Origin of the sequence: Methylobacterium sp. 391_Methyba4, from assembly GCF_029691625.1 — a bacterium.
GTDB lineage: Bacteria > Pseudomonadota > Alphaproteobacteria > Rhizobiales > Beijerinckiaceae > Methylobacterium > Methylobacterium fujisawaense.
This window is the reverse complement of sequence record NZ_CP121475.1, coordinates 420,884-445,942: the sequence shown is the minus strand read 5'-3', so window position 1 is coordinate 445,942 and position 25,059 is coordinate 420,884. Positions and strand designations below refer to the sequence as shown.

Here is a 25,059-nt window from a genome sequence, read left to right as displayed (position 1 = left end):
CGCCATCCCAAGCCGTTACCGGTATCATCGCCGCGAGCGGTGAAGAAACGGTCGCGGTCCGCGTGGAGGCTCGGTGTGGGCGCGAGCGCGAGCCGGACCCGAGGGCGACCGGACAGATAGGCCGCGGGAGGCCTTCGGATTGAGGAACGCCCAGTCGGCGAACGCCCCCGTCGTGTAACGCGTACGCATAACGTTACTCATTATGCGTACGTCTCTGAGTCGCGTGCCAACCGCCGGCGGCAGCAGCCGCCATCCCGCCTTGAGCCGCCGGAAACCTCGCTACCACCGAAGACGTACTTCGTCGGCCTGCCCCGCCGCACTACGAAGGCATTCAGGACCATCGCGGTCGACCAGAGGGTGATCCTGTCGGCCCGTACGCAGAGGCCTCACCGAGGTGCGGCGGCCCGCGAGATCTCGGCACGGGACGGGAGGGGCGCCCATGCTCTTATCCAAGTGCGGTTGCTGCGGGCGGACGGTTCGCACCGAGGCGACGAGGTGCCCGAGCTGTCGCGCCGCCACCGGGGCGGGCATGCGCCCTGCCCCGAACGAGGCGGCATACCGGATCTGCATGCTCGCGACCGCGTGCGCCGTCCTCTTCTGGCTCCTCGTGATTCGCCGATAGGCGCGGACCGGCCTACATCCGCTCCTTGATGCCGGAGCCGACGAGCCACCAATTCACCGGATAGCTGGTCAAGAATCCCGCCACCATCGCGACCTGCATGGCGAACCAGAACTCGACCGAGTTCACCGGCGCGCGCTGGCCGGTCAAGTGCGGGAACAGGAAGAATTGGGCGAACGCCATGAAGCCGTACATGCCGACCTGCCAGGCGATCAGCGAGACGGTGTCCGCCTTCACGGCCGCCACCAGACCCCCGCCGGGAGAGAGCCCGCGCATCGGCACGATGGCGTAATACTGGAACGCGATCCCGAGCGCGTAGGCGAACACGAAATCCAGCACCCAAACCGCGTACATCTTCTCCTCGAACAGGGAATGCCAGCCGAACCAGACGGCGACGCCCGGAACCAGGAAAGCGAGCCACTCGGCGGCGACGTCGCCCAGCATGCAGCCGCTGCCGCAGTGGAGCGCGCCCTTGCCCACCATGACCGGGAACGGGGTCTGCGTCATGTTCGGCGGCTTCTCGCCGCGCTCCTTGGCGTTATGGTGCGCCTCCATCGTGGCTAGCCGTCCATAGCGGTAATACGCCCAGACGACGACGAGCGTCCCGAACAGCGCGCTCACCGGCCAGACGACGTTCATGACCGTCATGTGCTGCGGTTGCCGGATCACCTGCACCGACAGCAGCAGCGAGCACGCCGCGCCCAGCAGCAGGGCGCAGACGGACAGGATGTGGAACCACTCCGGGAACATGCGGCACCCCCACGGAAATGCCGGTGCAACATACCCCCTAGGGGTAAGGTTCCCCGACGCGGTGCAACCCTCCCATGCCGGCGGTGGGCGGATCAGCGCGGCGGGTCCCAGGAGTACGGGAAGCTCAGGGAGTGCTGCAGGCCGGCCGTGACCCGGAAGTCCTGCCGGCGGTCGCCGCCGAAGCCGACGCCGACCGCCCCGACCAGCACCGTCTGCGGCGTCGCCATGTAGCGAGCGCCGATCTCGGCCAGGTTGACCGCCCGGCCGCGCTCCCGGTCGGTCTCGCGGTAGACGTCGGCGACCAGCACGACGGAGTTCGAGACCGGCTGGCTGTAGGCGACGCCGACCCGGTAGCGGTCGCGCCGCTCGGCCTCCCGGCCGGTCGTCGGGTCGTAGTTGTGGAACCACGACGCGTTGAAGTGAACTTGGCGCGGGACGTAGGAATACGGCGACAATCCCTCCGGATCGGGGGTGCCGAGCGACTTGGTCGCCAGGAACTTGAGTTCGGTCTCCGTGCCGCCGGCCATATGGCCGTAGGGCGTGTTCACCCCGAGCGCGACCGCCATGGCGGGCAGGACTAGCCCCTCCTGGTTGAAGTTGTAGAACCCCTGCGCCAGGAATTCGCCCTGGTCGGTGTCGCTCGCGTTGCCGAGCCGGTACGGGGCCTCGACCGAGAGCTGGAAGTTCTTGAACGCGCCCCATTCCAGGCGCGGCACCGCCATCAGGCTGCTGGCGCCGCGCGGGTCGTTCCGGATGCGGTTGTACTGGAAGTAGGACTGCACTTCGAGGCCGTTCTCCTTGATCGGGTAGGCGTCCTCGATGGTGATGGGCAGCCCCTCCTCCAGGTTGGAGTGGTCCGCGGCGATCGCCGAGCCAGCGGAGAGGGCGAGGAGGGCCGCGAGGGCGGTGCGGACGAGCTTCGGCATGGCGCGGCTCCTCAGCGGACGGCGACACGGGCCGGGCCGAGGCTCGGCTCGACGGTCATGTCGATGGGCGCCACGTCCGGGATGCCGGCGGCCTTGGCGTTCCAGGCGGAGAGCATGTGCTCGACCATCATGGTCGGGGTCTCGCCGGGTTCGGTCGAGCCGGGCATCATCCGCATGCCGGGGGCGACCTGCATGAATGCGTCGTGGAGCGAGCCGGGGATCTCGCCGGGCTCGATCCCAAGCCGCCCGTTTTTCATCATCTGCTGCATGATGGCGGCGTGGGATGCCTTGGACAGGCCGCCCGGGTACATCATCGGCAGCATCTCCATGAGCATGTCCATCATGATCATGCCCATGGCGCCCTGGGGCGAGCGCACCCACGCCGGATAGGTCCTCGGATCGAATTCGGGATGGGGCTCCCGGAACCTGCGCGTGTAGGCCTCGTCGCCGGGCTGGTAGCCCATGGCCTCGATGACCCGGTACATTTCAGCCCGCTTCTCCTCGATGGACCAGCCGGGATAGGCGAGGATCGAGTAGGCGATCCCGTGGAGCATGTGCAGGTTGTCGAAGATGTTCGCGCTCTCGGGACTCATCCGGGCGTAGCGCGGCATGATCTCGCGCGAGAGCAGCATGCGGCCGGGCCGGTCCGCCATCACCTCGCGGTACATGAGGTCGATGGTCTGGGCCATCGCGGCCTCCTGGTCGCTGTTGCCCGAGATCATCTGCGTCTCGTACGCGGCCGGGTGCCACCAGTGGGCGACGTAAAACAGGCTCTGGTCGAGCGGGTAGAAGTTCCGGAAGTAGTTGAAGTATGGCTTCATCATGATGCCCGCCCGCCGCATGGTCAGCTCCAGCGGGGCGACGCTGCGGGGCACGCCCGGCGTCTGCATCGTGAGGTAGTATCTGACCGCGCGGTCGGTCCACGCCTTCTTCTCGGCCCACGGGATCTCGCGGAACGCCATCACGTCGTAGGTCTGCTCGTGATGCATGTGCGTCCAGTCGATGGTCCGGAACAGCGTGTGCATCGCCCGGTCGACGTAGTTGGAGTAGTACGGCATCTCCGGCTCGATGGCCGGCGGATCGCGCAGCCATTCCTGCGCCTCCTTGTCGAAGCGGGCATCGACCCCGGCGCGGTCCTCGAACCGCGTGAGCTGCAGCAGGTCGTGCTGCTTCGAGTGGAAGAAGTGCATCCCGGCGCCGATGCGGTAGGCCTTGTTGAGCCGGTAGTAGAAGGCGAGGTTGTAGGGCCCCCTGAGGAAGCTGACCTCGTCCCGCCGCTCGATGCCGTCCAGGGCTCGCGCGGCGGTCCCTGCCAAGGGGGCCGAGGCCGCCGACGCCAGGGCGCCGGTGAGGAATGTCCGCCGTCCGATCATGCCACCCTCCGACTCGATACCCCTTAGGGGTATTTTGGTCGGGCGGATATTGGAAGGGTCGGTCGGGCGAATGCACGCCTTGGACAGGCTTTCCGCCGCCGGTGTTGCGGAAGAGCTACTAACGCGCTTCTGAAGCCCCGTATCATCCCAGCCGACTGCAACTGCGGATACCGGAAGCAAGATTTACATCCATCTCCGAAGACCTCGGGCCGTCGCTCGGCGCATCAACCCGATGGAACGGCGCCGTCATCCTGCAAGGAGGGCTTGCATCGCCTCCGACGACTTCCGCGGAACGCTGGCCGCATACCGCTTGGCCAAGCTCGTCAACCGAACCCTTGGCTCTGTCGACCGACACCGGTCCCGCGACCCTGCGGGCAGGGATCATGATTCCAGCCAAGACATACCCGGCACCTTCGACCAGGGCGTCGCGGCGATGCTGGCCGCCCCGACGGGAGGCTCGCCAGCGCAACGTCGACTTGGCGTCGGCGCCTGAGCTGCGCCACCTCCTGGACGGTGCGGAATCGGAATTCCTTCGGTACGGTCCCGGAGAGCCACGGTCCTTCGGCACCGCCCTCCGGGTCGTTGCGCACCAGTCCCTCGACCCGAACGTCACGCCAGACGCGCGAGCACCTTGGATGGCGCGTCGCAGGCTGCGAGCATGCCGTTGTACCAGATGGCGAGGGGCGTCGCGGGGTCCAGGCAGGTCTCGAATTCCCGGGCAGCCCTGAGATCCGCGACCGTTTGCGGGGCGGAGTAGCCGAGGGCGCGCATGGTCCTCGGCTCGGTCAGGAACGTCCGGACCATCTCGTCGACCATGGCGTTGGGGCCTCCGAGATCGGCGCCGCCCATCGTCATGGCGTCGTCCCGAGCGAAATCGATGATGGCGACCGGGCGGTTCCGTGCATCCCGGAAGCCCTCGAAGGCCACTGTCAGATGCTCGTCGCCGAACCCGTACCCGGCGAAGAGCACGGCGTCGCAGCCGGCCACGAGGCGGTCGAGTTCGGAGTAGTAGGTGCGGAAGGGCCGTTTCAGGATCTGGGTCGTCTTGCCGTATCCCGCGACGATGACCGAGGTCGGGAAATCGATGCTTTCGACGTGGGAGCGCGTGCGGCGGCCACCGGCGTTCTGATGGAAACGGCCGCGGATATCCGGCTGCCAGCGGATCTCGTGCATGTCTCCGGTCGGGCCGGGCTGCATGTCGAAATGGACGGACCCGTGGAGGTGCAGCATGCATGCCCAGCCGGACCGCCGGAGGATGCGCTCCTGGTCGAAAATGCCGGTCGCCGGGTCGAAGCCGGTCTCGATCCCGGGAAAGGCGCGGTACATCACGTTGTCGTAGTTCAGGGTGACCACCGCGACGTCGAACTCGGCCTGCAGCGCGGCGACCAGCACTTGAAGCCTTGCGAACTCGGACGCCTTGTCCGCCTCGCTGGCGGCGCAGCGCTCGCGGAACGCCTCCACGACGGCATCAACCGACGCGCGGCCGAGATCGCGCAGGGTGTCCGGCCCGACCGGCGTGGCGTGCCGACCGAAAAGCGAGACGTCGGGCATCCCCTTGGCTGTCACGACCGCGCCCAACGCCGAGGTCGCGGCGCCAGCGGGGTAAGCCGCGGCGACGGCGAAGATGGCGTACAGCAAGTCCTCGTAGTGCGGCTCGCGGCGCAGGAACTCGGGCACCGTCCGCTGCCAGTGGGTCCTGACCAAACCCTCGACATGCTCGTAAAGGTTCGTCGCGGGCTCGGCGAGCAACGGGTAGCGAACCTGGATGGCGTCGTTGATCATGGCCCGAACCCCTGCGACCGGGGGCATCCCGAATTCGAGGGACGCACCGGCGCCGACGACAAGCAAAAGTTTTCTTCTCGGCACGGCGCTCCTCCCCCTTCAGACCACCTTGGCGATCAGGCGGCTCATCTCGTCGGCGAGGCGACCCCGCTCCTCCTCGGGCAGGTTCCCGGTTAGCGTGGCCTGTACCAGCGCCTGCAGGTGGTCGCGCAGCATGTCGGACTGCACCCGCCGAAGGGCCGCGATGACGGCGTCGGCCTGGTGGGCGACGTCGACGCAGTAGCGCCCGTTCTCGATCATCTGCTGCAGGCCGCGGACCTGCCCCTCGATGCGGCGCAGCCGGGCGATCTGGCGGGTATGGTCCACGGCCACGCCGCCGTGTCTGTCGTCCGGTTCGCTCATCTCGGGCCCGTGTTGCGACTGCCAAGATAGGCGCTCGGGCGCGCCGCCGGAACCCCGGGGCGCGCATTCAGGGCAGGGACAGCCCGTCCTCCGCCGTCGCCTCGACGAAGGCGAGCGCGTCCCTGCGGCGTTCGTCCTCGTTCAGGTACAAAGCCGGCACGTCGGGCGTGCGGCGCAGGCGCAGCGCCTCGTCGATGATCCGCCGCCAGCGTTCGTCGAGAGCGATCAGGCCGTAAAGACCGGCCTCGGACTTCGAGGGTATGCGCCGGAGCGCGAGCAGGTAGTGCAGCCGGCAGGCGCCCAGCACGGCCTCGTCGACCTCGGCCGTCCCAGCCGAGTCCCGCAGGGAACCGAACGCCTCGGCCGCCCACCCGTCGACCCCGGGCACGTTCAGCCAGCCCGGCGGCGGACCCCGCAGGGTCAGCCCGTGCTCGGCGAGGGCGAGCCTGTCCACCGGGCGGCGCCTGTGCCCGGACAGCGGCTCGAAGCGGCCGACCCGGACCGCCGGACCCTTGTCCTCCGGTCCTTGCCGGTCCGCCGCGGCGACGTAGATCCCGTCGAGGGCGGGGCCGCCCATCGCGCCGAGGCCCTCGTGCAGGTCCGCGAGCCGATCCAGCGCGTCGGCCCCCGGGGGCCAGGCGACGACGGCGACGAAGTCGAGGTCGCACCGTCCCGGCACGAAGTCGTCCAGCGCCGCGGAACCGACCACGTGGAAGCCCGAGACGAGGCCCGGCAGCGCCGCGTCGACCGCCGTCAGGTACCGCTCCGCCGCCGCCGCGGCGAGCGGGTGCATCACAGCCGTCGCGTCCACGAGTTCGGTCACGCGGCCCGTCTCACAACCGGGCGGCCCGCAGGCGCAGGGCGTTGCCGATCACGCTCACCGACGACAAGGCCATGGCGGCCGCCGCGATGACGGGCGAGAGCAGGATGCCGAGGAACGGGTAGAGGATGCCCGCCGCCACCGGCACGCCGGCCGCGTTGTAGACGAAGGCGAAGAACAGGTTCTGGCGGATGTTGCCCATCACCGCCCGCGACAGACGCCGCGCCCGCACGATGCCGAGGAGGTCGCCCTTGAGCAGCGTCAGGCCCGCGCTCTCGATGGCCACGTCCGTGCCGGTGCCCATCGCGATGCCCACGTCGGCCGCGGCGAGCGCGGGGGCGTCGTTTACGCCGTCCCCGGCCATCGCGACCACCTGCCCTGCCGCCTTGTGGCGCTCGACCACGGCGGCCTTCTGGTCGGGCAACACCTCCGCCTCGACCTCCTCGATGCCGAGCCGACGCGCCACCGCCTCGGCGGTCGTGCGGTTGTCGCCGGTCAGCATCACCACCCGGATGCCCTCCGCCCGGAGCGCCGCGAGCGCCTCGGCCGTCGTCGCCTTGACCGGGTCGGCGATGGCGAGGACGCCGGCGACCCGTCCGTCGACGCCGGCGAAGATCGCCGTGGCGCCGTCGCGCCGGAGCTCGTCGGCTTCGGCGTCATGGGTCGATACGTCGACCCCTTGCTCGCGAAGGAAGGCGGCGTTGCCCAGCGCCACGCGGCGGCCCTCCACGGTTCCGAGCGCGCCCTTGCCGGTGGGGCTGTCGAAATCCGTGACGGGAGCTGTGGAGAGCCCGCGCTTCCCGGCCGCCGCCACGATGGCCAGGGCGAGCGGGTGCTCGCTCGCGCGCTCGACGCTCGCCGCGAGCCGCAGGAGCGTGTCCTCGTCGAAGCCGGCCGCCGCCACGATCCGGGTCACGGCCGGCTTGCCCTCGGTCAGGGTGCCGGTCTTGTCGACCACCAGGGTCGTGACCCGCTCCATCCGCTCCAGCGCCTCCGCGTTCTTGACGAGCACCCCGGCCCCGGCGCCGCGGCCGACGCCGACCATGATCGACATCGGCGTGGCGAGGCCGAGCGCGCACGGGCAGGCGATGATCAGCACCGCCACCGCGGCCAACAGCGCGAAGGTGAAGCGGGGCTCCGGCCCGAAGGCCATCCAGGCGGCGAAGGCGAGAACCGCCACGCCGATGACCGCCGGCACGAACCAGCCCGCGACCCGGTCGGCGAGGCGCTGGATCGGGGCCCGGCTCCGCTGGGCCTCGGCCACCATCTGGACGATGCGGGCCAGCATGGTGTCGCGCCCGACCTTGGTCGCCTCGACGACGAGCGAGCCGGACTGGTTGAGGCTGCCGCCGATGACGGGGGCGCCGGCCTCCTTGGCGACCGGCATCGATTCCCCCGTCACGAGGCTCTCGTCCACGGAGCCGCGGCCCTCCACCACCGCACCGTCGACCGGGACCTTCTCGCCGGGGCGCACGCGCAGGCGGTCGCCGACCCCGATGGCATCGAGTTGCACCTCCTCGTCCTCGCCGTCCGGCCGGATGCGGCGGGCGGTCTTCGGCGCGAGGTCGAGGAGCGCCCGCAGCGCGCCGCCGGTGCTCTCGCGGGCGCGGAGCTCCAGGACCTGCCCGAGCAGCACAAGCACGGTGATCACCGCCGCCGCCTCGAAGTAGGCCGGCACCGCCCCGCCGTGCCCGCGCAGCGCCTCCGGGAACAGCCCGGGGGCGAGCGTCGCGACCACGCTGTAGAGGTAGGCCGTGCCCGTCCCGAGGGCGACCAGGGTGAACATGTTCAGGTTCCGGGACAGGACGGAGTGCCAGGCCCGAACGAAGAAGGGCCAGCCGGCCCAGAGCACGACCGGGGTGGCGAGCGCGAACTGGATCCAGTTTGAGGTCTGCTGGCCGAGGCGGTCGGTCAACCCGAGCAGGTGGCCGCCCATCTCAAGCACGAACACCGGAACGGTCAGCACCAGCCCGGCCCAGAACCGGCGCGTCATGTCGACGAGTTCCTCGCTCGGACCGTCGTCCGCACCGACCATCGCGGGTTCCAGGGCCATCCCGCAGATCGGGCAAGCCCCTGGCCCGACCTGGCGCACCTCCGGGTGCATCGGGCAGGTGTAGATCGAGCCCTCCGGCACCGGCTCGGACTTCGCCGCGGGGGAGGCGGGGTCGACGTAGCGGACGGGGTCGGCCTCGAATTTGGTCCGGCAGCCGTTCGAACAGAAGTAGTACGGATGCCCGTCGTGCTCGGCCTGGTACTTCGTCGCGTGCGGGTCCACCGTCATCCCGCAGACCGGGTCCTTCACGCGGAAGGCGCCATCGGACGAGGCAGGTGCGGCATGGCTGTGCGCACGGTGGTCGTGCCCGTGGCCGTGCGCGTGCGCGGAATGATCGTGGCCGCCGACACAGGCGTGGCCTCCCGCAGATTGAGGATGTCCCTGCGACGCGTCGCTCATCACCGCTCCTTCCGTATGGCCGAGGGCCTGGCCGCCAGACCGCGAACGGTCCGGCGGCGCGCGGCGCCTTACCGGTTGCCTTCCTTCTTCGCGTTCTTGTCGAGCCAGGCGACGAGCTCCTGAATGCTCTTCTCCTGCTCACCGATGGTCTTCTCGGCGAGGCGCTTGCTCTCGGCGTTGTCGGCGCCCTTCAGCGCCGCTCGGGCCATGTCGATGGCGCCCTGGTGGTGGGGGATCATCGTGCAGACCCACGCGACGTCGGGATCGCCCGCCATCATCCCCTGCATCATCGGGCCATTCATCGACATCATCGCCCGCTGCAGGCCCTTCTGGGTCTCGGTCATCTGACCGCCCATGCCCTGCATGGCCTGGGACATGTGCGCCTGCATGTCCTTCACCATCGCCTCCTTGCCCGCCGAGGCCGCCTTGCACGCTTCCGGCAGCCTTACGGCGGATTGCATCGAGCCGTGGTCGTGATCGTGGTCATGGTCGGCCGCAACGGCCGCTCCGGCGCCGGCGAACGCCATGGTCGCGGCAAGGACAAGGTTACGAACGAGCATAATTGCCTCCTCTCATCTTGTGGAAGGGGCAGCCGTCGCCGGCCGCCCCGATTGGCTCAGGCGGCCATCTTGCGGCAGCTCTCGGCGCATCGCCGGCACCGCTCGACGCAGTCCTGCATGTCGCCGACCTGCTCGCAGCTCCTGGCGCAGGCCTCGCACACCTCGGCGCAGGCGCGGCAGGTATGCTTGTGCTCGGGGGTACCGATCAGCATCAAGTGAGCCGAAGTCCGGCACGTCTCCGCACAGGCTAACATCAGCCGGAAATGCGCCGGCTCGACGTGCTTGCCGCCGGCCGGAAGGCAATGGTTCGAGGCCATGCCCATGCAGGTCTGATAGCAGCGAAGACACTCATCGATGCAGGACTGCATCTCGTTCGACATCGTATGCATTCCGAGTCTCCATTAAGACGGTTCACACTGTTCGATAAACCGAGATTTACGCTAAAAAGCGATTTTATTTCTCAGCACAGCGCAGTCATAAAGATAGTGAACTGACGTCTTGTTCAACGCGAAAGACGAAAATCTTTCGCGGCGACGTTCGAGTTTGGAAAGTCGGTCCCGCGGCCATCGTGGACCGGTCCCAGCGCGCCGGGATCGTCCGATCACGAACGACCCGATGGGACGCCGCCCTTTCGAGCTCACGGTTCGGCGCGTCCCGCCGGGGCGACCCGAAGCGGCGCCGCCGCTCCTGAGGCGACGATTGGGCAGATCGACAGGGGATCAGTCTCGACCGGCGACGAAGCGGGCGCAGGTCGTGGCCGCGGGCGCACCTCAGGCGTTGCGCGCCCAGGCGCGCATCACCTCACGCGACGGTTCGTGGCGGCTTGCGAAGCGCCTCGGGGCCTGCGCCCTCGTGCCCTGCGACGTCGTCCGGGACCATCACGACGGCCTTGAAGAGGGGGGCTGACAAGGATGTTGGGGCGGCGGGAATACCGAGGGTGCCACAAACGGCCGTCCCGCAGCGGCAGCGCTTGCAGGCGCCGGGGCAGCAACCCTCGTCGGCATCGGCGGCTTTGAGCGAGGCCGTCGCCCGAACCGGCAGCGTCCGGAGACGCGGTGCACCGCGAAGCCATCCCATGAACCCTGGGACGTGCAGCGAGGTTGCGAGGGCTGGTCCAGCAAGCGGTGCCTTCGCATCGACCATTGCCGCCGCGCGCCGATTGTGACCGCAGTGGACATGGCCATCGTGAGCCTCGACGGCGGACGGCGCGACGTAGGCGATGATCGCGAGGATCATCGCCGCTATCGAACGCACCACATGCCGCCTGAAAGCCATCCCGGTCGCTAACCCCGATCTTGCATGTCGCGACGAAGTCGCACCTTTGACGAGAATGCCTGCATCCGCATTTGGTTGCCGGCTCGTCCCATCACGCGGTCGCGCGTACCTGCTCGGCCGGGTAGCCGGCGGCGGTGACGGCCAGTGCGATGCGGTCTGCCGGCCCGACGGCGCCGGACACGGTCACGAGCTTGGCCCCGAGGTCCACCGCGACCTGGGCGTCCGGCTCGATGTCGATGATGGCCCGGGCCACGGACTTGACACAACCTCCGCAGTCCATCTTGTCGACCTTGAAACGATGCATGACGCTCTCCCTATGACGGCGTCACCTTCAGATAGGGCTTCCCATGGTGGGAAGGTCAAGGGTCGGGGAGCGCTCCGCATCGGGCTGGAGCGCGTTCGCTGCAGGCGACATGGCCGTCGTGACGCTGAAGCCGGTCGATCCTCGACATCGTCGACCGGTGCGGCGACGCTTGGCGTGGTTCCATCGCTTAACCCTGAAGCATCATGTCCATCGGCCTGCGCACGTGCGCTTGAACCCTTGATCGATGGGCATCGCGGTGAGGAGGGACCTGGTCCGAACGATCACTCCCGGCCAACCTCCTGGTATTGCGCCTTGAGAAAGCGATTGCTTTTGGTGAAAGATGCCACGACGCTCTGCTCAAGCTCGTAATACCACACCTCCTCCCGTGCATGCTCGATGCGGTCGACATTGAGCGTCAGGATGTACTGCTTGTTCTCGTCGAGTCTTGCCCGAGTGAGGATGAACTCCAGGCTTTTTCGTAAGGTGTCGTCGTCGACGTCGAAGATATTATCGTGAACCAACAGCCCGGGGTGACGGGATTTGGTGTAATCGTTCAGCAGCAGCGCGATGTCGTATATGAAGACTTTCTCCCTCTCCACGCTATGACTGCCGTCATCGTCGATCCGCAGGACGATATCGACGACGTGCTTCCTGGGGGTGGTTCGCACCTCGAAGGAAGCCTTGCGGTTGCCCTGGATGAACTGATGAATGGCGAGGATCGTCCGTTCGAACGACCGCAGCCGATCCGCGGCGGCAGAGATGCTGGCCTGCAATGCCAGCCTTTCGGCCTCGATCTCGGACTTCTTGGTCTGACGTTCGATCAGCAGTTGGTCGTAACGGCTGAAGAAGCTTTTGAGCTGTCCAAGTTCATCGCTCTTCGCCTGGAAGGAGGCATAGGTCTGGCGTAGGTTGCGCAGCTGCCCTTTCTGATCGAGAACCGCCACCAGCTTTGCGTACCGCCTATCGAGTTCGGCGAGCTGCTTGTTGAGGTTCCGGATCTCGACGTCCACCACCCTCGACTTCTCGTCCAGCAGGTGGCGCTGGAACTGCTCGATCTTGGACTTGAAAGTAATTACCTCCGCGAGTTCGCGGACGATGCTGGTGCCCAGGCCGGCACGAAGCTGGTCGTAGAAGTCGCGGATCTCGCCGCTGTCTATGCCGGGTTCCAGGGCAATCGGTGCCAGGTTTGCAGCGCGCTGGACGAGCACGTCCTTGCTGCGGCGCAGGTCCGACATCCGGTCTTCGATATCGAGGATCTCGCCCTTCACGATGTCGTAGGCCGGGGCGTTCTCCAGGGCATCGATGCCTTGCCGGATCGTCTCGACCTCCTCGTCGAGGGCGTTGAGGTCGGACCGGGCGTCATCCAGATCCTTCTGGCGGACGAGCCTCACGCTGTCCTTGATGCGAGCCTCCTCGGTGGCGATTGCGTCGAGTTCCCTCTGTATGCCCTTGATGGCACGGTAGATGCCGAGGTCGATGCCGAGGAGCATGAGGTGCGGCGCGTAGTTGTCCGGTATTCGGGCCTTGGTGTCGAAGCAGCCTACAATCGACTTGAACTCGGATCGCTCGTCCCGGATCAGCGGCCCCAGGATCTCCCGGAACCCGACCTGCTCATCCTGGTCGGGGAACAGCCTCCCCGTCAGGAAATCGGTCGCATCCTTGAGCTTGGCGTAGACCGTCTCGCGCCCGTCGACGATGATCCGCGGGTGCTCCGCCTCTTCGAGCGATCTCTTGATGGTGTAGCCGATCCCGTGCAGCCGGAAGTCGACGCAGATGAGGTTGCGCGGATCGAAGCTCTCCTTCGGGATTCTCGCCACGCGACTTTCCGTTTTGCGTTTGAGCAATGCGAAGTTCAAGAATTCGATGCAGAGCGACTTGCCGACGCCGTTGTTCTTGGAGCTGGTCACGTCGCTCTCACCCAGGATCACATTGACCCCTGCCGTGAAGACGATGGGATCGATGGTCGCGGGCTCGGTGTAGAGACGCTCAATCAACATCACGGACGATCAGGTATGGTTCTTCGAAATCGACCAGGCCAACGGCGTATAGGAAGGTGATGCCATAAAAGAACGAATTCCACGCGAACCAACTCTCGCGTTTGAAGCGCTCCACCACGTCGAAGATACTGACACGACCCTTGCCCGACTGCCTGATGTACCGCGCGATCTCGAAACCGACGATTGGCGGAGACTTGTCGAGTGCCTCGTCTTTGAGGAAGATGCTAGGCATCGAGCGCGCGCTTGTTCGGGAACACGTTGCAGGCAATCAGCTGATCGACAAGGTAATATCGAATGGCGCAATCGTCGAATGCGACGGCGCTGGTGCCCATCATCCGAAGGACCTTTTCGGTCAGCGCATCGAGGGCGGCTTTGGGATCGCCTCCATATTCCGTCAGGACACGGTCGCTCCAATTCATGAGGTAGACCTGGAGCTTGCGCACACGCACGTGCCCGAGGTCGGTATGCCTGTTCACTTCCGCCAGCGCACGTCCATATATCTCGTGCAAGTCGACGTACTGCTGTTCGAGGAAGGCGGCGTGATCCGCGAATCGGTCGCGGATCTTCCTGTCGGGATCGGGGTCCTCCCGGTTGTCGCCGACCGAGATCCCTTCCTCGGCGGCGCTGAGAACCTCGATCAGGCGGATCAGGGTACCAACCTCGTTGGACTGCCGGGGCTCGGGGATCTTCAACTCGTCGCGCAGGAACTCGCAGCAGCGCTCAAGCCTGTCCAAGCGAAGGTCGCCGACCTTCCTCAGGAGCTCGGGAATGTCCCAGACGTCGTCCACCAGGGACATGCTGAACACGCCGTCGCCGCCTAGGGACGACTCCCGGTACCTGCGCTTCTCTCCGATGATGAGAACGACCAGGCGGTCGTATCTGCCGTCGAGGCCGCTCGCCACGAAGCCCTTATGGGTGTGCTTGATCTTGTCCAACTCCGACGTCGACGTCACCTGGATGGCGATCCGTTCGTCCTCGTCGCCCAAATCGATAGCTCGCGCGTTCCTCTCTACTATGTTGATGTTCTTCAGCTTATAGTCAAACACCAAGTTCAGAAAATCTCGAAAGAACGCTTCCGCATGGACGTTGACGTCTTGTAGGTTGAGGCTATTGAGGTGCCCGACCGACATCCTCAGTTGCGTCAAATAGTGCAAAGCGACCCCGATGAGGCTTGCGCGATTCATGGTGGTGACGAGACTCTCTCGGATCCCCCGAGTCCTAGCGTTGCGGCGTCCCCTTCGCCACTCCGATCTTCATGCCGCCGGGGCGAGTCTGTGAACCGAGTTCCCGCCCACGCTAAGCCCGCCTTCGGGGGATGTCCGGGCACGAAGCGGGGCGTCGGCTCTTGCGCGGCGGCGCGACGACCGTTGACCACCGTGGACGGCGACGGCGATCATCCGCACGTCGGCCGCGCTCAGGCCGGTTCGCCGCCACGATAACGGGCGAAGGTGTCTCGCCCCTCGGGTCCGAACAGGATCACCGCGTAGGCGCCGGGATCCCTGCCCTCGACCTCCATGCCGGGCGAGCCGGCCGGCATGCCCGGAACGGCCAGCCCGGTTCCGTTCGGGCGCTCGGCCAACAAGCGCCTGATGGCGTCCGCCGGCACGTGTCCCTCGACCACGTAGCCGTCAACGAGAGCGGTGTGGCAGGAGGCGAGGTCCCTCGGCACGCCGAGACGCGCCTTCACCGGGTTCACGGGACCCTCGGTCACCGTCACCGTGAAGCCGGCCTGTCGCAGGTGGTCCACCCACTTCGCGCAGCAGCCGCAACTCGGGTCCTTCGTCACGGCGACGGTCGGCAGGCTCTCCCCCATCACGGGTCGTCCGAGGGACACTCCCGCCGCCAAGCCCGCGAGCACGGCACGCCGGGACGGCATCATGTCTGACTTCATCATTCGCTCCTGTCGATTCCTCATTCGGCCGCCAGAGGCATCCGTGCACCCTCCGCGGCGGCCTCCGGCAACCCGCGACCTTTCACCAACGCGTAGACGGCCGGAATCACGACGAGGGTCAGCACGGTCGAGGACACCATCCCGCCGATCATCGGCACGGCGATGCGCTGCATGACCTCGGAGCCCGAACCGGTGCTCCAGAGGATGGGCAGGAGACCCGCCATGATGGCGACCACCGTCATCATCTTGGGCCGCACCCGCTCGACGGCGCCGACCATGATGGCCTGCCGCAAGTCCTCGCGCGTGAGGGGGCGTCCCTCACGCCGGCACCCTGCCCGGACCTCGTCGAGGGCGTGGTCGAGGTAGACCAGCATGATCACGCCGGTCTCGGCCGCGACGCCGGCGAGCGCGATGAAGCCGACCGCCACCGCCACCGACATGTTGAAGCCCATCCACCACATCAGCCAGACGCCGCCGACGAGCGCGAACGGCAGCGAGAGCATGACGATGAGGGTCTCGGTCAGACGGCGGAAGTTCAGGTAGAGGAGCAGGAACACGACGAGCAGCGTCAGCGGCACAACGATCCTGAGGCGGGCTTCGGCGCGCTCCAGGTACTCGTACTGCCCGCTCCACTGCAGCGTCGTGCCCTGGGGCAACCTGACCTCCCTGTCGACCGCGGCCCGGGCGTCGGCCACGTAGCCGCCGAGGTCGCGCCCAGTGAGGTCGACGAAGATGTAGACCGCGAGCTGGCCGTTCTCGGTCCGGATCGAGGTCGGCCCCCGGGTAAGCTCGACCTTCGCGACCTCGCCGAGCGGCACCGTCCCGCCGGCCGGCAGCGGCACCTGCACCTCGTCGGCGATGGCCCGCGGGTCGGAGCGGAAGGCGCGCGGGTAGCGTACGTTGACGGTGTAGCGCTCGCGGCCCTCGACCGTGTTGGTGACGCTCTGCCCGCCGAGAGCCGAGGCGACCACGTCCTGGACGTCGCCCACCATGAGCCCGTAGCGGCCGAGCGCCTCCCGGTCGGGCGTGATGTCGAGGAAGTACCCGCCGATGACCCGCTCCGCGTAGGCACTCGACGTGCCCGGCACGTCGCGCACCACTGCCTCGACCTGACGGGCGACCTTCTCCATGGCGCCGAGGTCGGTGCCGAGCACCTTGATGCCGACCGGCGTCCGGATGCCGGTCGAGAGCATGTCGATGCGGGCCCGGATCGGCTGCGTCCAAGCATTCGAGACGCCCGGGAACTGCAGCGCCCGGTCCATCTCCGCCTTGAGGCTCGCGAGCGTCACGCCCGGGCGCCACTCGGCCTTAGGCTTGAGGCTGATGATGGTCTCGGCCATCTCCATCGGCGCCGGGTCGGTCGCGGTGCTGGCGCGCCCGGCCTTGCCGTAGACCGAGGCGACCTCGGGGAAGGACTTGATGATCCGATCCTGGGTCGCCAGCAACTCGCCCGCCTTCGTCACCGAGATGCCGGGCAGGGTCGTCGGCATGTACATCAGCGTCCCCTCGTCGAGTTCCGGCATGAACTCCGAGCCGAGCTGGCGCGCCGGCCAGACGGTGACCGCCAGGACGCCGAGGGCGAGCAGGATGGTGGGCAACCGCGCCCGCAGTACGCCTGCGATGACCGGGCGATAGAGCCAGATCAGGAGCCGGTTCACCGGGTTGCGATGCTCCGGGACGATCCGTCCGCGCACGAACAACACCATCAGCGCCGGCACCAGGGTCACCGACAGGAGCGCCGCCGCCGCCATGGCGAAGGTCTTGGTGAGCGCGAGCGGCCCGAACAGGCGCCCCTCCTCGCCCTCCAGGGTGAAGATGGGCAGGAAGCTCACGGTGATGATGAGGAGTGAGAAGAACAGCGAGGGGCCGACCTCGCCCGCCGCCTCGACCAAGATCTCGACCCGCGGCTTGTCCGGCCGCGCCCGCTCCAGGTGCTTGTGGGCGTTCTCGATCATCACGATGGCCGCGTCGATCATGGCGCCGACCGCGATGGCGATGCCGCCGAGCGACATGATGTTGGCGCCCAGCCCCAGCGCCTTCATCCCGGCGAACGCCATCAGGATGCCGACGGGCAGCATCAGGATGGCGACCAGCGCGCTTCGGACGTGCAGGAGGAACACGATGCACACGAGGGAGACGACGACGCTCTCCTCGACAAGCGTGTGCCGCAGCGTCTCGATGGCCGCGTCGATGAGTTGCGAGCGGTCGTAGACCGGCAGGATCTCGGTGCCGGCCGGCAGGCTTTTCGCCACCTCCGCGAGCTTCGCCTTCGCGTTCTCGATGACGGTCAGGGCGTTCGCGCCGAACCGCTGCAGGACGATGCCGCCGGCGACCTCGCCGTCACCATTCATCTCGGTGATGCCCCGCCGCTCGTCAGGCCCGAGTTCGACCCGGGCGACGTCCCGCACCCGCAGGGGAGCACCACCGGTGGTCTTCAGGACGATGTTCTCGATGTCGGCCACGCTCCGCAGGTAGCCGCGTCCGCGCACCATGAACTCGAACTCGGAGAGCTCGACCGTGCGGCCGCCGACGTCGGCGTTGCTCGCCCGGATCGCGTCCCGGAGCTTGTTGAGCGAGATCCCCTGCGCCCGTAGGCGGTTCGGGTCGACGACGACGTTGTACTGCTTGACGAAGCCGCCGACGCCCGCGACCTCGGCCACGCCCTCGGCCCGCGACGCCCCGAAACGGACCACCCAGTCCTGGAGGGAGCGCAATTCCGCGAGCGTGCGCTCCTTGGCCACGACCACGTACTGGTAGACCCAGCCGACGCCGGTGGCGTCCGGACCGAGGGTTGGGGTCACGCCCGCCGGCAAGCGGCTGGCCGCCGCGTTGAGGTATTCGAGCACGCGCGAGCGGCCCCAATATGGGTCCGTGCCGTCCTCGAAGATCACGTAGACGAAGCTGACCCCGAAGAACGAGAAGCCGCGCACCACCTTCGCCTTCGGGACCGTCAGCATGGCGGTCGTGAGAGGATAGGTGACCTGATCCTCGACCACCTGCGGGGCCTGGCCCGGGTATTCGGTGTAGACGATGGCCTGCACGTCCGAGAGGTCGGGGATGGCGTCGAGCGGCAGCGTTCGCAGCGCCATGACGCCAGCGGCCACGGCGAACACGGTGCCGACCAGCACTAGGACGAGGTTGCGGGCCGACCAGCCGATGAGGCGCGCGATCATGGCTTGCCCTCAAGGTTCGAGGCCTGCCGGTCGCTCGCCTTCGGGGCGGACATGGACTGAAGCGCCGCCTTCAGGTTGCTCTCGGCGTCGATCAGGAAGTTCGCCGCCGTGACGACCCGGTCGCCGGCGGCGACGCCGTCGCGGATCTCGACGTAGCCCGTGCCGCGAACCCCGACTTTGACCTCGCGCGGCTCGAAGCGCCCCCCGCCCCTGTCGAGCAGCACCACTTGCCGCGCACCTGTGTCGATGACCGCGTCGTCGGGCACCGCCACGACGGGCTTGCCCGCCCCCGTGGCGATCTCGACCTCGGCGTACATGTCGGGCAGGAGCGCGCCGTCCGGGTTCGGCAGCTCGATGCGCACCCGCGTGGCCCGGGTGTCCGGGTTCACCTGCGGATAGATCACCCCGACCTTGCCGGAGAAGGTCCGGCCCGGGGCCGAACGCAGGCGCACGGTCACGGCCTGTCCGGCGCGAACCCCGGCCAGGTCGCGCTCGGGCACGTCGGCCAGCACCCACATGACCGAGATGTCGCCGATCCGGAACAGGGTGTCGCCGGCCGCGGCTTTCATGCCCTCGACGGCCGAGCGCTGCAGCACCACGCCGTCCCGGGCCGACGACCAAGTGATGGCCATCGGCACCTTCCGGGTGCGCTCCATGTCGTCGATGACGGCCTCGGAGACGTTGAGGTTCTGCAGGCGTCGCCGAGCTCCGTCGAAGCCGGGGTTGGCGATGAGCTGCGCGGCGGCGGCGTTGATTTCGGGGGAGTAGATGTGGACCAGCGGCTGGCCCTTGCGGACGCGGTCGCCGGTGGTGACGTCCTCGACATGGTCGACGTACGCGTCCGACCGGGTCGCGATGACCGTCACGCGCCGCTCGTCGAGGGCGACGGTACCGGGCACGCGCACCGGCTGCGCCACCACCCGCCGCTCCACTGTTTCGGTTCGGACGCCGGTCCGCTGGACCTTGCCGGGGGAGACCGTCACGACGGCGCCGCCCTCGTCCTCGCCCGCGTAGACGGGGATGTAGTCCATCCCCATCGAATCCTTTTTCGGGGTCGCCGAGGTGTCCGGCAGCCCCATCGGGTTGCGGTAGTAGAGCAACTTGCGCGTGCCCCCGTCGGGCTTCCCGGCCGCCGCCGTTCCATGCGCCGCCATGCCGTGCCCGGTCACGTCGTGGCCGGCCATGTCGGGGGATGTCGTCTCGCTCCCTTGTGCCTGGTCGAAGCGCACGTCCTCGCTGGCCCGAACCGCCCGGAAGTCGTGCCCCTCCGCAGTCGTTCTCGGCGACGCGGAGTAGACCGGCTTCCCATCCGGATCCTGGTAGTAGACCACCGGACCCGTGACCTTCGCCGGCGCCGGTGCCTGCGGACCCGGCATGCCGGTCGGAAGCCAGTGGGCGAACTCGGTCCGTGCGCGCTCGACGAGGACCGGAACGGGGCTGCCATCACGCCCCACCCAGTACCCGGTGCCCCCCGCCGCCAACGCGGCGAGGATCCCGGCGAGCCATGCCGAGCGGCTCACTTGACGGCCTGGAAGACGAGCCTGTCCTCGACGGTGCCGGTTTCGCCCTGGACCTTCGCCCCCAGCGAGAGCCGCCAGCCCCCGGCCATCGTGAGCTTCGCCTTGAAGCGGTAGAGGGCAGGCTCCGTCGACGGGACCTGCTCGATCGTCGAGGTCATCTCGTCCATGCTGTCGGGCGCCATGTCGATGCGCTTGGCGAAGATCACCGCGTCCGGAACGGGCTTGCCGGTGCGCTTGTCCATGAGTGCACCGAGAGGATGGTCTCGCCGACCTTCGCCTCCGTCCGGATCAGCACGAAGGCGTAGTCCTTGATGCCGGCGAGCGCCGGCAGGGCCGGGACCGACAGGGCGGCACCGAGCAGCGCGGCACCGAGGGCGCGCGCGAAGGGGTACGTGGTCACGGATTTCGTCTCCTGAACGCGATGGATGGCCACGCGTGGACGCGCGGCGTCGTGCCGGCGTCATCGGGCTCAGGCTCGGGGGGGCTCAGGTAACGGGCGGCCGGACACGCTGGCGAAGGACGCCGCATCGGGCCACACCCGGCTCGTCCGCGTCGCCACCGGGGCCGGGACGGACGCCGCGGTCGGCAGGAGGGAGGCGACGCTGGCGAGGCAGAGCGCCAAAAGCGGACAGCCGGCCTTGGCGCAGTCGGGCTTCGCCGCCTTCCCGGGCGGGCAGCACGGCATGTCGGCCATGTCCGCGTCGCCCACGTCCATCCCCTCCATCTCGGCATGGGCAATGGCCGAGGTCGCCTCAGGCGCGGCTTGCGCCATGATGAACGCGCGCATCCCTGCGGCGGCCGCGGGCGCGGCCACCGGCGTCAGGGCGAGGCTGAGTACCGCCAGGAGCGGCAACAGTCGCCGAAGGGCGATCAAGAACGTCACGCAGGTACGATGCCAGCTTTTCGATCCGGGCGGAAGGCCAGTGTCACGGGAGACGGCGCGTCCCAAGTCTTGAGGGTCAAGGTTTCGTTCCGTCGGGCGGCCGATCCACCGACCGACCTCGCCGGGCGGGCGTCTCGGCGACCCGTTCCTCGTGGGCCCGCCGGACCGCGCCATGGCGCGTCCGGCCTGCCGTGCAATGGCCGTCCCCGAACGGCAGGCAGAGGCCGGATCGAGGCCGCCACCCATGGAAGCCGCATCGACACCGTCGGTCCCCTGGCAAGCCCCCGGACATGGAGTGGCCGTCTGCCGAGCGCGCAATCTGGAAGGCGGTCAACAGGGGAATGGTCGCGTGCATCGCAGGCGTGAGCCGGTCGTCGTTCTCGGGCTGTTGCGCTGGCCGCCCATCGCAAGGGCGCAGGTTCCGGGCTCCCGGCATCCGCGCGCGTGCTGTCCGGGCATCTGGGAAACCTACCGCACACTTGACCCTCCGCGCGGTAGGCGGTGCAGGGCGGCGCGCCGAACCTCACCCCGTACCACCCCAATCGGCCGGTCCGGCGGTTCGGACCCCGCGGGAGGTTCAGAAGTGCTGGGCGGGGGGGGCCGACCGGGCGGCGGCAGGGCGGCGGGGCACCGCGCTGATCGATCCGGTCGTCAGGCCGACGTCCGGAGCTTCGACCTGAGGCGTTTCGGTCCGTTGCGATTGATGCGTCTGGGGCAGGAAACGGGGTGGGACGTTGTCCATCCATCCCGCGAGCGCGTAACCCGGCAGTCCGGCGAGCATGGCGATTCCTGCAAAGGCGGGGATGATCTTGCTTTTCATGGCGGAAACCGTTGATCTGACGAGAAGCTTGCCGCTCCTTGTCTTTAAGTCCGGATGTCTTGGACGTACCGTTACAGCGCGCTGCGAACCTTTGTGGGGTTGGGCCGGGGTCGCCCGGCGCGGCGCCTCGCTCACCGGGGGGATAATCCTGCAAGCGATTGTGGGATGCGCGACGGCCGCATTGCCTCGCGCGGCCGGGCGGGTGGGAGGGTCAGGCCAGTCGTCGTGCCGGATCCCATCCGCGGCGTTACCGCGACGAGGCCCGTGACATGAAGCGTCGGCCGGCGACAGGCCCCCAAGCCGTCGCGTCGCCCCTCGAACCCTGGCAGGCGATCCGGAGGATGTTCCGAACCGGCTCGCTACCAGCGAAGGAGGCGCGGTCCCAGGAGCGCTCCGACGAGCGTGCACATCGCGATCGTCCCCCCGTACCATACGGCGACGAACGGTACGGTATCGTCCATGCAGTGCAGCGAATAGCCGAGCGCGCTCACGGCTCCCGCGGAGAGGCCGACCAGGGCACCCGCCCGCACGAGATCCGTCGGCGCTCCGAACCGTCGAACCGCCCACGTGACGACGGCGAACGGCACGACGGCGATCACGGGGATCGAGATGAGGCATTCGAGCCAGGTGTGACCGGATACCATGCCGTGCCAATGTTCGGTCGGCGCCATCAACAGGCTCACGCACGCCAGCGCCGCGACCACGAGGAACGGCAAGGCGGCGACCCCGAGATGGACGCGGCTCTCGCCGCCGGGCCTGGCCGCCCTGACGAGATACCGGAGCGCGAGACCCCCGACCGCGGCCGCAAACGAGAACTTGAACGCGAGGAACAGGAGCGGCCGGACCTCGGTCAGGCCGGGACGCAGGCCCAGAAACGCCAGCGCCAGGCACAGCGCGGCCGTCGCGCCGACCGCGACCGCCAGCGCGAGCCGGCGGGTCATCCAGGGGGCCCCGACCGGTTCGCGCTCGAAGCTGGCGCCCAGCAGGCCGATGAGTTCGTCGGTCTTCATCTCGCCTTGCCTCCCACGAGATTGGCCAGGGTCTTCAGGCCGCGGTGGACGCTCACCTTAATCGCGGTCTCGGACATCCCGGCACGTTCGGCCGCCTCGGCGGCGCTCAGGCCCTCGACCTTCGTCGAGAGGATCGCGTTCCTCATCTTGGGCGGTAGGTGCGCCAGGAGGCGCTCGACGTCGAGCGAACTCTCCGCCGCGACATGATCGTCGCGAGCCACCAGCACGCCGGCATCCTCGACAGGGACGTCGGCCGCGGCCGTACGCGTACGCCGAAAATGGTCGATGAGCTTGTAGCGGGCGATGGCGTGGATCCACGGCGTCACCGGTTGCGTGACGTCATAGGTGTGCCGCCGCACATGGATCACCATCAGCGTCTCCTGGACGAGATCCTCCGCCTCGGTGTCGGTACGGCCGGAGCGAGCCAGCTTGCCTTTGTAATACGCGCGCAGGTGCGACCCGAGCCGCCCCAGGAAGCGCCGGTAGTCGGCCGCGCTGCCCGCAAGGCTGGCGATAAGCAGCGCGCGCAGTTCCTCTTCCACCTGCAGCACCGGGACTAGGCGGGCCGGTTCGTAGCCGCTGAGCGGATGCCAGAGATACGTCGCATGTTCCGCCACCCCACCGTGTCCTCACGACCGCAGCACCATCCTGCAGGAGCGTGTCGTACGGCGATCCGCGCCCTGAGGCTCGTCGGCCGAAGGCGACGTATGATCGGCCGCGCCGCTCGGAGAACAATCCGCAAGCGGCCGCCGAAACGTTACAGCGCTCGCGGCATGCCCGGGAGCGTAGGCATGTGCCGCCCATAATTGCCAAGCCTATGCCCCGATCTTAGACCCAGCCGGACCCAACGCCACGCGCCGGGCGGGAAGCCTCCGGAGCCTCGCCGCCCGCGCTCTCCCTTCGCATGGAAAGGCCTGCCGAGAGCGCCGCCGAGAGGGCGGTCTCCGATCCGGGGACGACGGCGGATTCGTCCCGGAGCGGGCGTTCGGCGCCATCGCTTTTCCCCTCACTGGGGGCGGTCCGGGCAAGAAGCCGGCCCGTCCCGCCATCGACGTTTCCCTAGGAGCATGATCATGATCGAGGTGATACCGAACTGGCATCCGGTCGCGGTCCATTTCACGGTCGCCCTCCTCATCACGGCCAGCGTCCTCTTCGCCGCGGGGACCCTGTTCAGGAAAGCGGCATCGGGTGGCGCGCTCACGGCCGCCGCCCGATGGAACCTCGCAATCGGCGCGGCCGTCACGGTCGCGACCCTCGCCACGGGTTGGTCGGCGTACAACACCGTCGCCCACGACGCGGCCTCGCACGCGAACATGACCGTCCACCTTCGCTGGGCCATCGCCACCGCGCTCGTGTTCCTCGCCGCCGCCGGCGTCGCCTGGCTGGAGCGCCGGAAGGTCGCAGGCGCGGGCGTCGTGCTGCTGGCGCTCCTCGCCGGAGGTTCCGGGGCCCTCGTGGTCACGGGCTGGCTCGGCGGCGAGAACGTCTACCGTTACGGCCTGGGCGTCATGGCGCTCCCGAGATCGGGCGACCACGTCCACCCCGCAAGCGGCGGCCATCCCCACGAGCACGGCCACGACCACGAGACCGCGGACGCCCCAAACACGCCCGATGCCGCCGCGGGCAAGGTAGAGACGCGCCCGGCGCCGGACGCCCCCTCCGCACCGCACGAACACGCTCATTGACGGACGGGCCGCGGTGATACCCGTCCCGGGTACCCCCAAGCGCCCGTCGCATGAACGCGGCGGGGGTCCTGGCACCGGTGTGGCGGTCAATCCGCCGAGTGCGGCTTCGCCGTCGACACCGGCATGTGGCGAACTTCCAACACGCTGAGTTTGTGGGACATCGGTCGAGCACCACGGATTGCAGCTTCCACCCCGGCGTGAGAATGTCCGCGAAGATTAGGCAGGGGCCCTGATCAGTGAAAGTCGTGCGCGCATTGCTGCTTGCCGTACTCGCCTTGGCCTTGGCCATCGCGCCGGCAGCGCCGTGCACCATGGGCCGGCAGTCGACGGCTCACCGGCACATAGCCGCCGCCGCGGCGACGCATCTCGCGCACGCCGCCGGCACCTTGGGCAGCCAGAACAAGCCGGACGAGGCTGGGATACGGGGGACTTCCCTCGCCTTGCCGGCTGCGGCCGCCGACGAAGGATGCCCCGGCCATCGGCATCGCCCCAAACATCCTCCCTGCCCGGCTACCTGCTGCCCGCTCGCGTGCCAAGCCGCGCTTCCCACCCTGCCATGGGCGAGCATCACCCTGGAATTTCATCCGTCCGAGCGGGTCCTGATCGTCCAGGTGGACGGGGCCGTCGACGCGCATCCGCTACGGATCGAGCGGCCGCCGAGGCGCCAAGCGTGACGCGCGGGCGGATCTAGCGCCCGCCCTCGGCCGCTCCGACAGGACGGCCTCGCACACCCACAACGAGCCGACGCCTTCGCCGGGCGCGACGCCGTCGCCGCTCGACCCGCGGCCCGTGCCACGCCTGGGCCTGCCTTCGGCCG

At 68.3% G+C, this 25,059-nt stretch carries 23 protein-coding genes and 1 pseudogene; 2 read left to right on the top strand and 22 right to left on the bottom strand.

What is annotated here, in order from left to right:
• Positions 1-634 precede the first annotated feature (634 nt).
• From P9K36_RS02150 to P9K36_RS02045, 22 genes and pseudogenes are all read right to left on the bottom strand, one after another.
• Positions 635-1,369 carry a DUF4396 domain-containing protein gene (locus P9K36_RS02150; protein ID WP_278306509.1) on the bottom strand — a complete coding sequence of 245 codons (735 nt, stop codon included), beginning with the start codon at positions 1,367-1,369 and terminating at the stop codon, positions 635-637.
• Positions 1,370-1,461: 92 nt separating this feature from the next.
• Complete coding sequence (locus P9K36_RS02145; protein ID WP_007565555.1) at positions 1,462-2,295, bottom strand: hypothetical protein; 834 nt, start codon at positions 2,293-2,295, stop codon at positions 1,462-1,464.
• A gap of 11 nt (positions 2,296-2,306) precedes the next feature.
• Positions 2,307-3,668: a hypothetical protein gene (locus P9K36_RS02140; protein WP_278306508.1), complete on the bottom strand. Its 1,362-nt coding sequence runs from the start codon at positions 3,666-3,668 to the stop codon at positions 2,307-2,309.
• A 609-nt stretch (positions 3,669-4,277) separates the two neighbouring features.
• The gene (locus P9K36_RS02135; protein WP_278306507.1) at positions 4,278-5,450 is read right to left on the bottom strand and encodes an SIR2 family protein; all 1,173 of its coding nucleotides are present in this window, start codon (positions 5,448-5,450) and stop codon (positions 4,278-4,280) included.
• 99 nt (positions 5,451-5,549) lie between these two features.
• Positions 5,550-5,852 (bottom strand): metal-sensitive transcriptional regulator, encoded by a 303-nt coding sequence (locus P9K36_RS02130; RefSeq protein WP_007565550.1) that lies wholly within the window; start codon positions 5,850-5,852, stop codon positions 5,550-5,552.
• Between the two features lie 67 nt (positions 5,853-5,919).
• On the bottom strand, positions 5,920-6,675 hold the full coding sequence (locus P9K36_RS02125) for a DNA polymerase subunit beta (RefSeq protein WP_278306506.1): 756 nt from the start codon (positions 6,673-6,675) through the stop codon (positions 5,920-5,922).
• Between the two features lie 10 nt (positions 6,676-6,685).
• Positions 6,686-9,124: a heavy metal translocating P-type ATPase gene (locus tag P9K36_RS02120; RefSeq protein ID WP_007565546.1), complete on the bottom strand. Its 2,439-nt coding sequence runs from the start codon at positions 9,122-9,124 to the stop codon at positions 6,686-6,688.
• A 68-nt stretch (positions 9,125-9,192) separates the two neighbouring features.
• The gene (locus tag P9K36_RS02115; RefSeq protein ID WP_007565544.1) at positions 9,193-9,684 is read right to left on the bottom strand and encodes a DUF305 domain-containing protein; all 492 of its coding nucleotides are present in this window, start codon (positions 9,682-9,684) and stop codon (positions 9,193-9,195) included.
• 56 nt (positions 9,685-9,740) lie between these two features.
• The gene (locus P9K36_RS02110) at positions 9,741-10,073 is read right to left on the bottom strand and encodes a four-helix bundle copper-binding protein (protein WP_007565541.1); all 333 of its coding nucleotides are present in this window, start codon (positions 10,071-10,073) and stop codon (positions 9,741-9,743) included.
• 412 nt (positions 10,074-10,485) lie between these two features.
• On the bottom strand, positions 10,486-10,920 hold the full coding sequence (locus tag P9K36_RS02105; protein ID WP_230364971.1) for a hypothetical protein: 435 nt from the start codon (positions 10,918-10,920) through the stop codon (positions 10,486-10,488).
• A gap of 130 nt (positions 10,921-11,050) precedes the next feature.
• Complete coding sequence (locus tag P9K36_RS02100; RefSeq protein WP_007565540.1) at positions 11,051-11,263, bottom strand: heavy-metal-associated domain-containing protein; 213 nt, start codon at positions 11,261-11,263, stop codon at positions 11,051-11,053.
• A 281-nt stretch (positions 11,264-11,544) separates the two neighbouring features.
• Positions 11,545-13,260 carry a DUF2326 domain-containing protein gene (locus P9K36_RS02095; RefSeq protein ID WP_007565538.1) on the bottom strand — a complete coding sequence of 572 codons (1,716 nt, stop codon included), beginning with the start codon at positions 13,258-13,260 and terminating at the stop codon, positions 11,545-11,547.
• Complete coding sequence (locus tag P9K36_RS02090) at positions 13,250-13,492, bottom strand: hypothetical protein (protein ID WP_007565536.1); 243 nt, start codon at positions 13,490-13,492, stop codon at positions 13,250-13,252. The genes P9K36_RS02095 and P9K36_RS02090 overlap by 11 nt, the downstream gene beginning before the upstream one ends.
• A complete protein-coding gene (locus P9K36_RS02085; protein WP_007565534.1) occupies positions 13,485-14,444 on the bottom strand; it encodes an SMEK domain-containing protein in 960 nt (319 codons plus the stop codon). Before P9K36_RS02085 ends, P9K36_RS02090 begins: the two co-directional genes overlap by 8 nt.
• Before the next feature lie 230 nt (positions 14,445-14,674).
• Positions 14,675-15,151, bottom strand: coding sequence for a DUF411 domain-containing protein (locus P9K36_RS02080; RefSeq protein WP_007565532.1), 477 nt, complete (start codon positions 15,149-15,151; stop codon positions 14,675-14,677).
• A gap of 20 nt (positions 15,152-15,171) precedes the next feature.
• Positions 15,172-18,324 (bottom strand): CusA/CzcA family heavy metal efflux RND transporter, encoded by a 3,153-nt coding sequence (locus tag P9K36_RS02075; RefSeq protein ID WP_007565530.1) that lies wholly within the window; start codon positions 18,322-18,324, stop codon positions 15,172-15,174.
• Entirely contained in the window at positions 18,321-19,844 is a 1,524-nt protein-coding gene (locus P9K36_RS02070) for an efflux RND transporter periplasmic adaptor subunit (RefSeq protein WP_278306505.1), read from the bottom strand. The genes P9K36_RS02075 and P9K36_RS02070 overlap by 4 nt, the downstream gene beginning before the upstream one ends.
• A pseudogene (locus tag P9K36_RS02065) lies at positions 19,841-20,244 on the bottom strand (FixH family protein). Before P9K36_RS02065 ends, P9K36_RS02070 begins: the two are co-directional and overlap by 4 nt.
• A 69-nt stretch (positions 20,245-20,313) precedes the next feature.
• Positions 20,314-20,727 (bottom strand): hypothetical protein, encoded by a 414-nt coding sequence (locus tag P9K36_RS02060; protein WP_007565524.1) that lies wholly within the window; start codon positions 20,725-20,727, stop codon positions 20,314-20,316.
• Positions 20,728-21,304: 577 nt separating this feature from the next.
• Positions 21,305-21,682, bottom strand: coding sequence for a hypothetical protein (locus P9K36_RS02055; protein ID WP_139239492.1), 378 nt, complete (start codon positions 21,680-21,682; stop codon positions 21,305-21,307).
• A gap of 224 nt (positions 21,683-21,906) precedes the next feature.
• Positions 21,907-22,557 carry a DUF1109 domain-containing protein gene (locus P9K36_RS02050; protein ID WP_007564152.1) on the bottom strand — a complete coding sequence of 217 codons (651 nt, stop codon included), beginning with the start codon at positions 22,555-22,557 and terminating at the stop codon, positions 21,907-21,909.
• Positions 22,554-23,108, bottom strand: coding sequence for a sigma-70 family RNA polymerase sigma factor (locus P9K36_RS02045; RefSeq protein ID WP_039903061.1), 555 nt, complete (start codon positions 23,106-23,108; stop codon positions 22,554-22,556). Before P9K36_RS02045 ends, P9K36_RS02050 begins: the two co-directional genes overlap by 4 nt.
• 522 nt (positions 23,109-23,630) lie before the next feature.
• Here P9K36_RS02045 and P9K36_RS02040 point away from each other — a divergent pair.
• Both P9K36_RS02040 and P9K36_RS02035 read left to right on the top strand, forming a co-directional pair.
• Positions 23,631-24,242, top strand: a complete 612-nt coding sequence (locus P9K36_RS02040) for a DUF2231 domain-containing protein (protein WP_007564148.1) — start codon at positions 23,631-23,633, stop codon at positions 24,240-24,242.
• 245 nt (positions 24,243-24,487) lie between these two features.
• Positions 24,488-24,916, top strand: coding sequence for a hypothetical protein (locus P9K36_RS02035; protein ID WP_230364970.1), 429 nt, complete (start codon positions 24,488-24,490; stop codon positions 24,914-24,916).
• Positions 24,917-25,059: the final 143 nt, after the last annotated feature.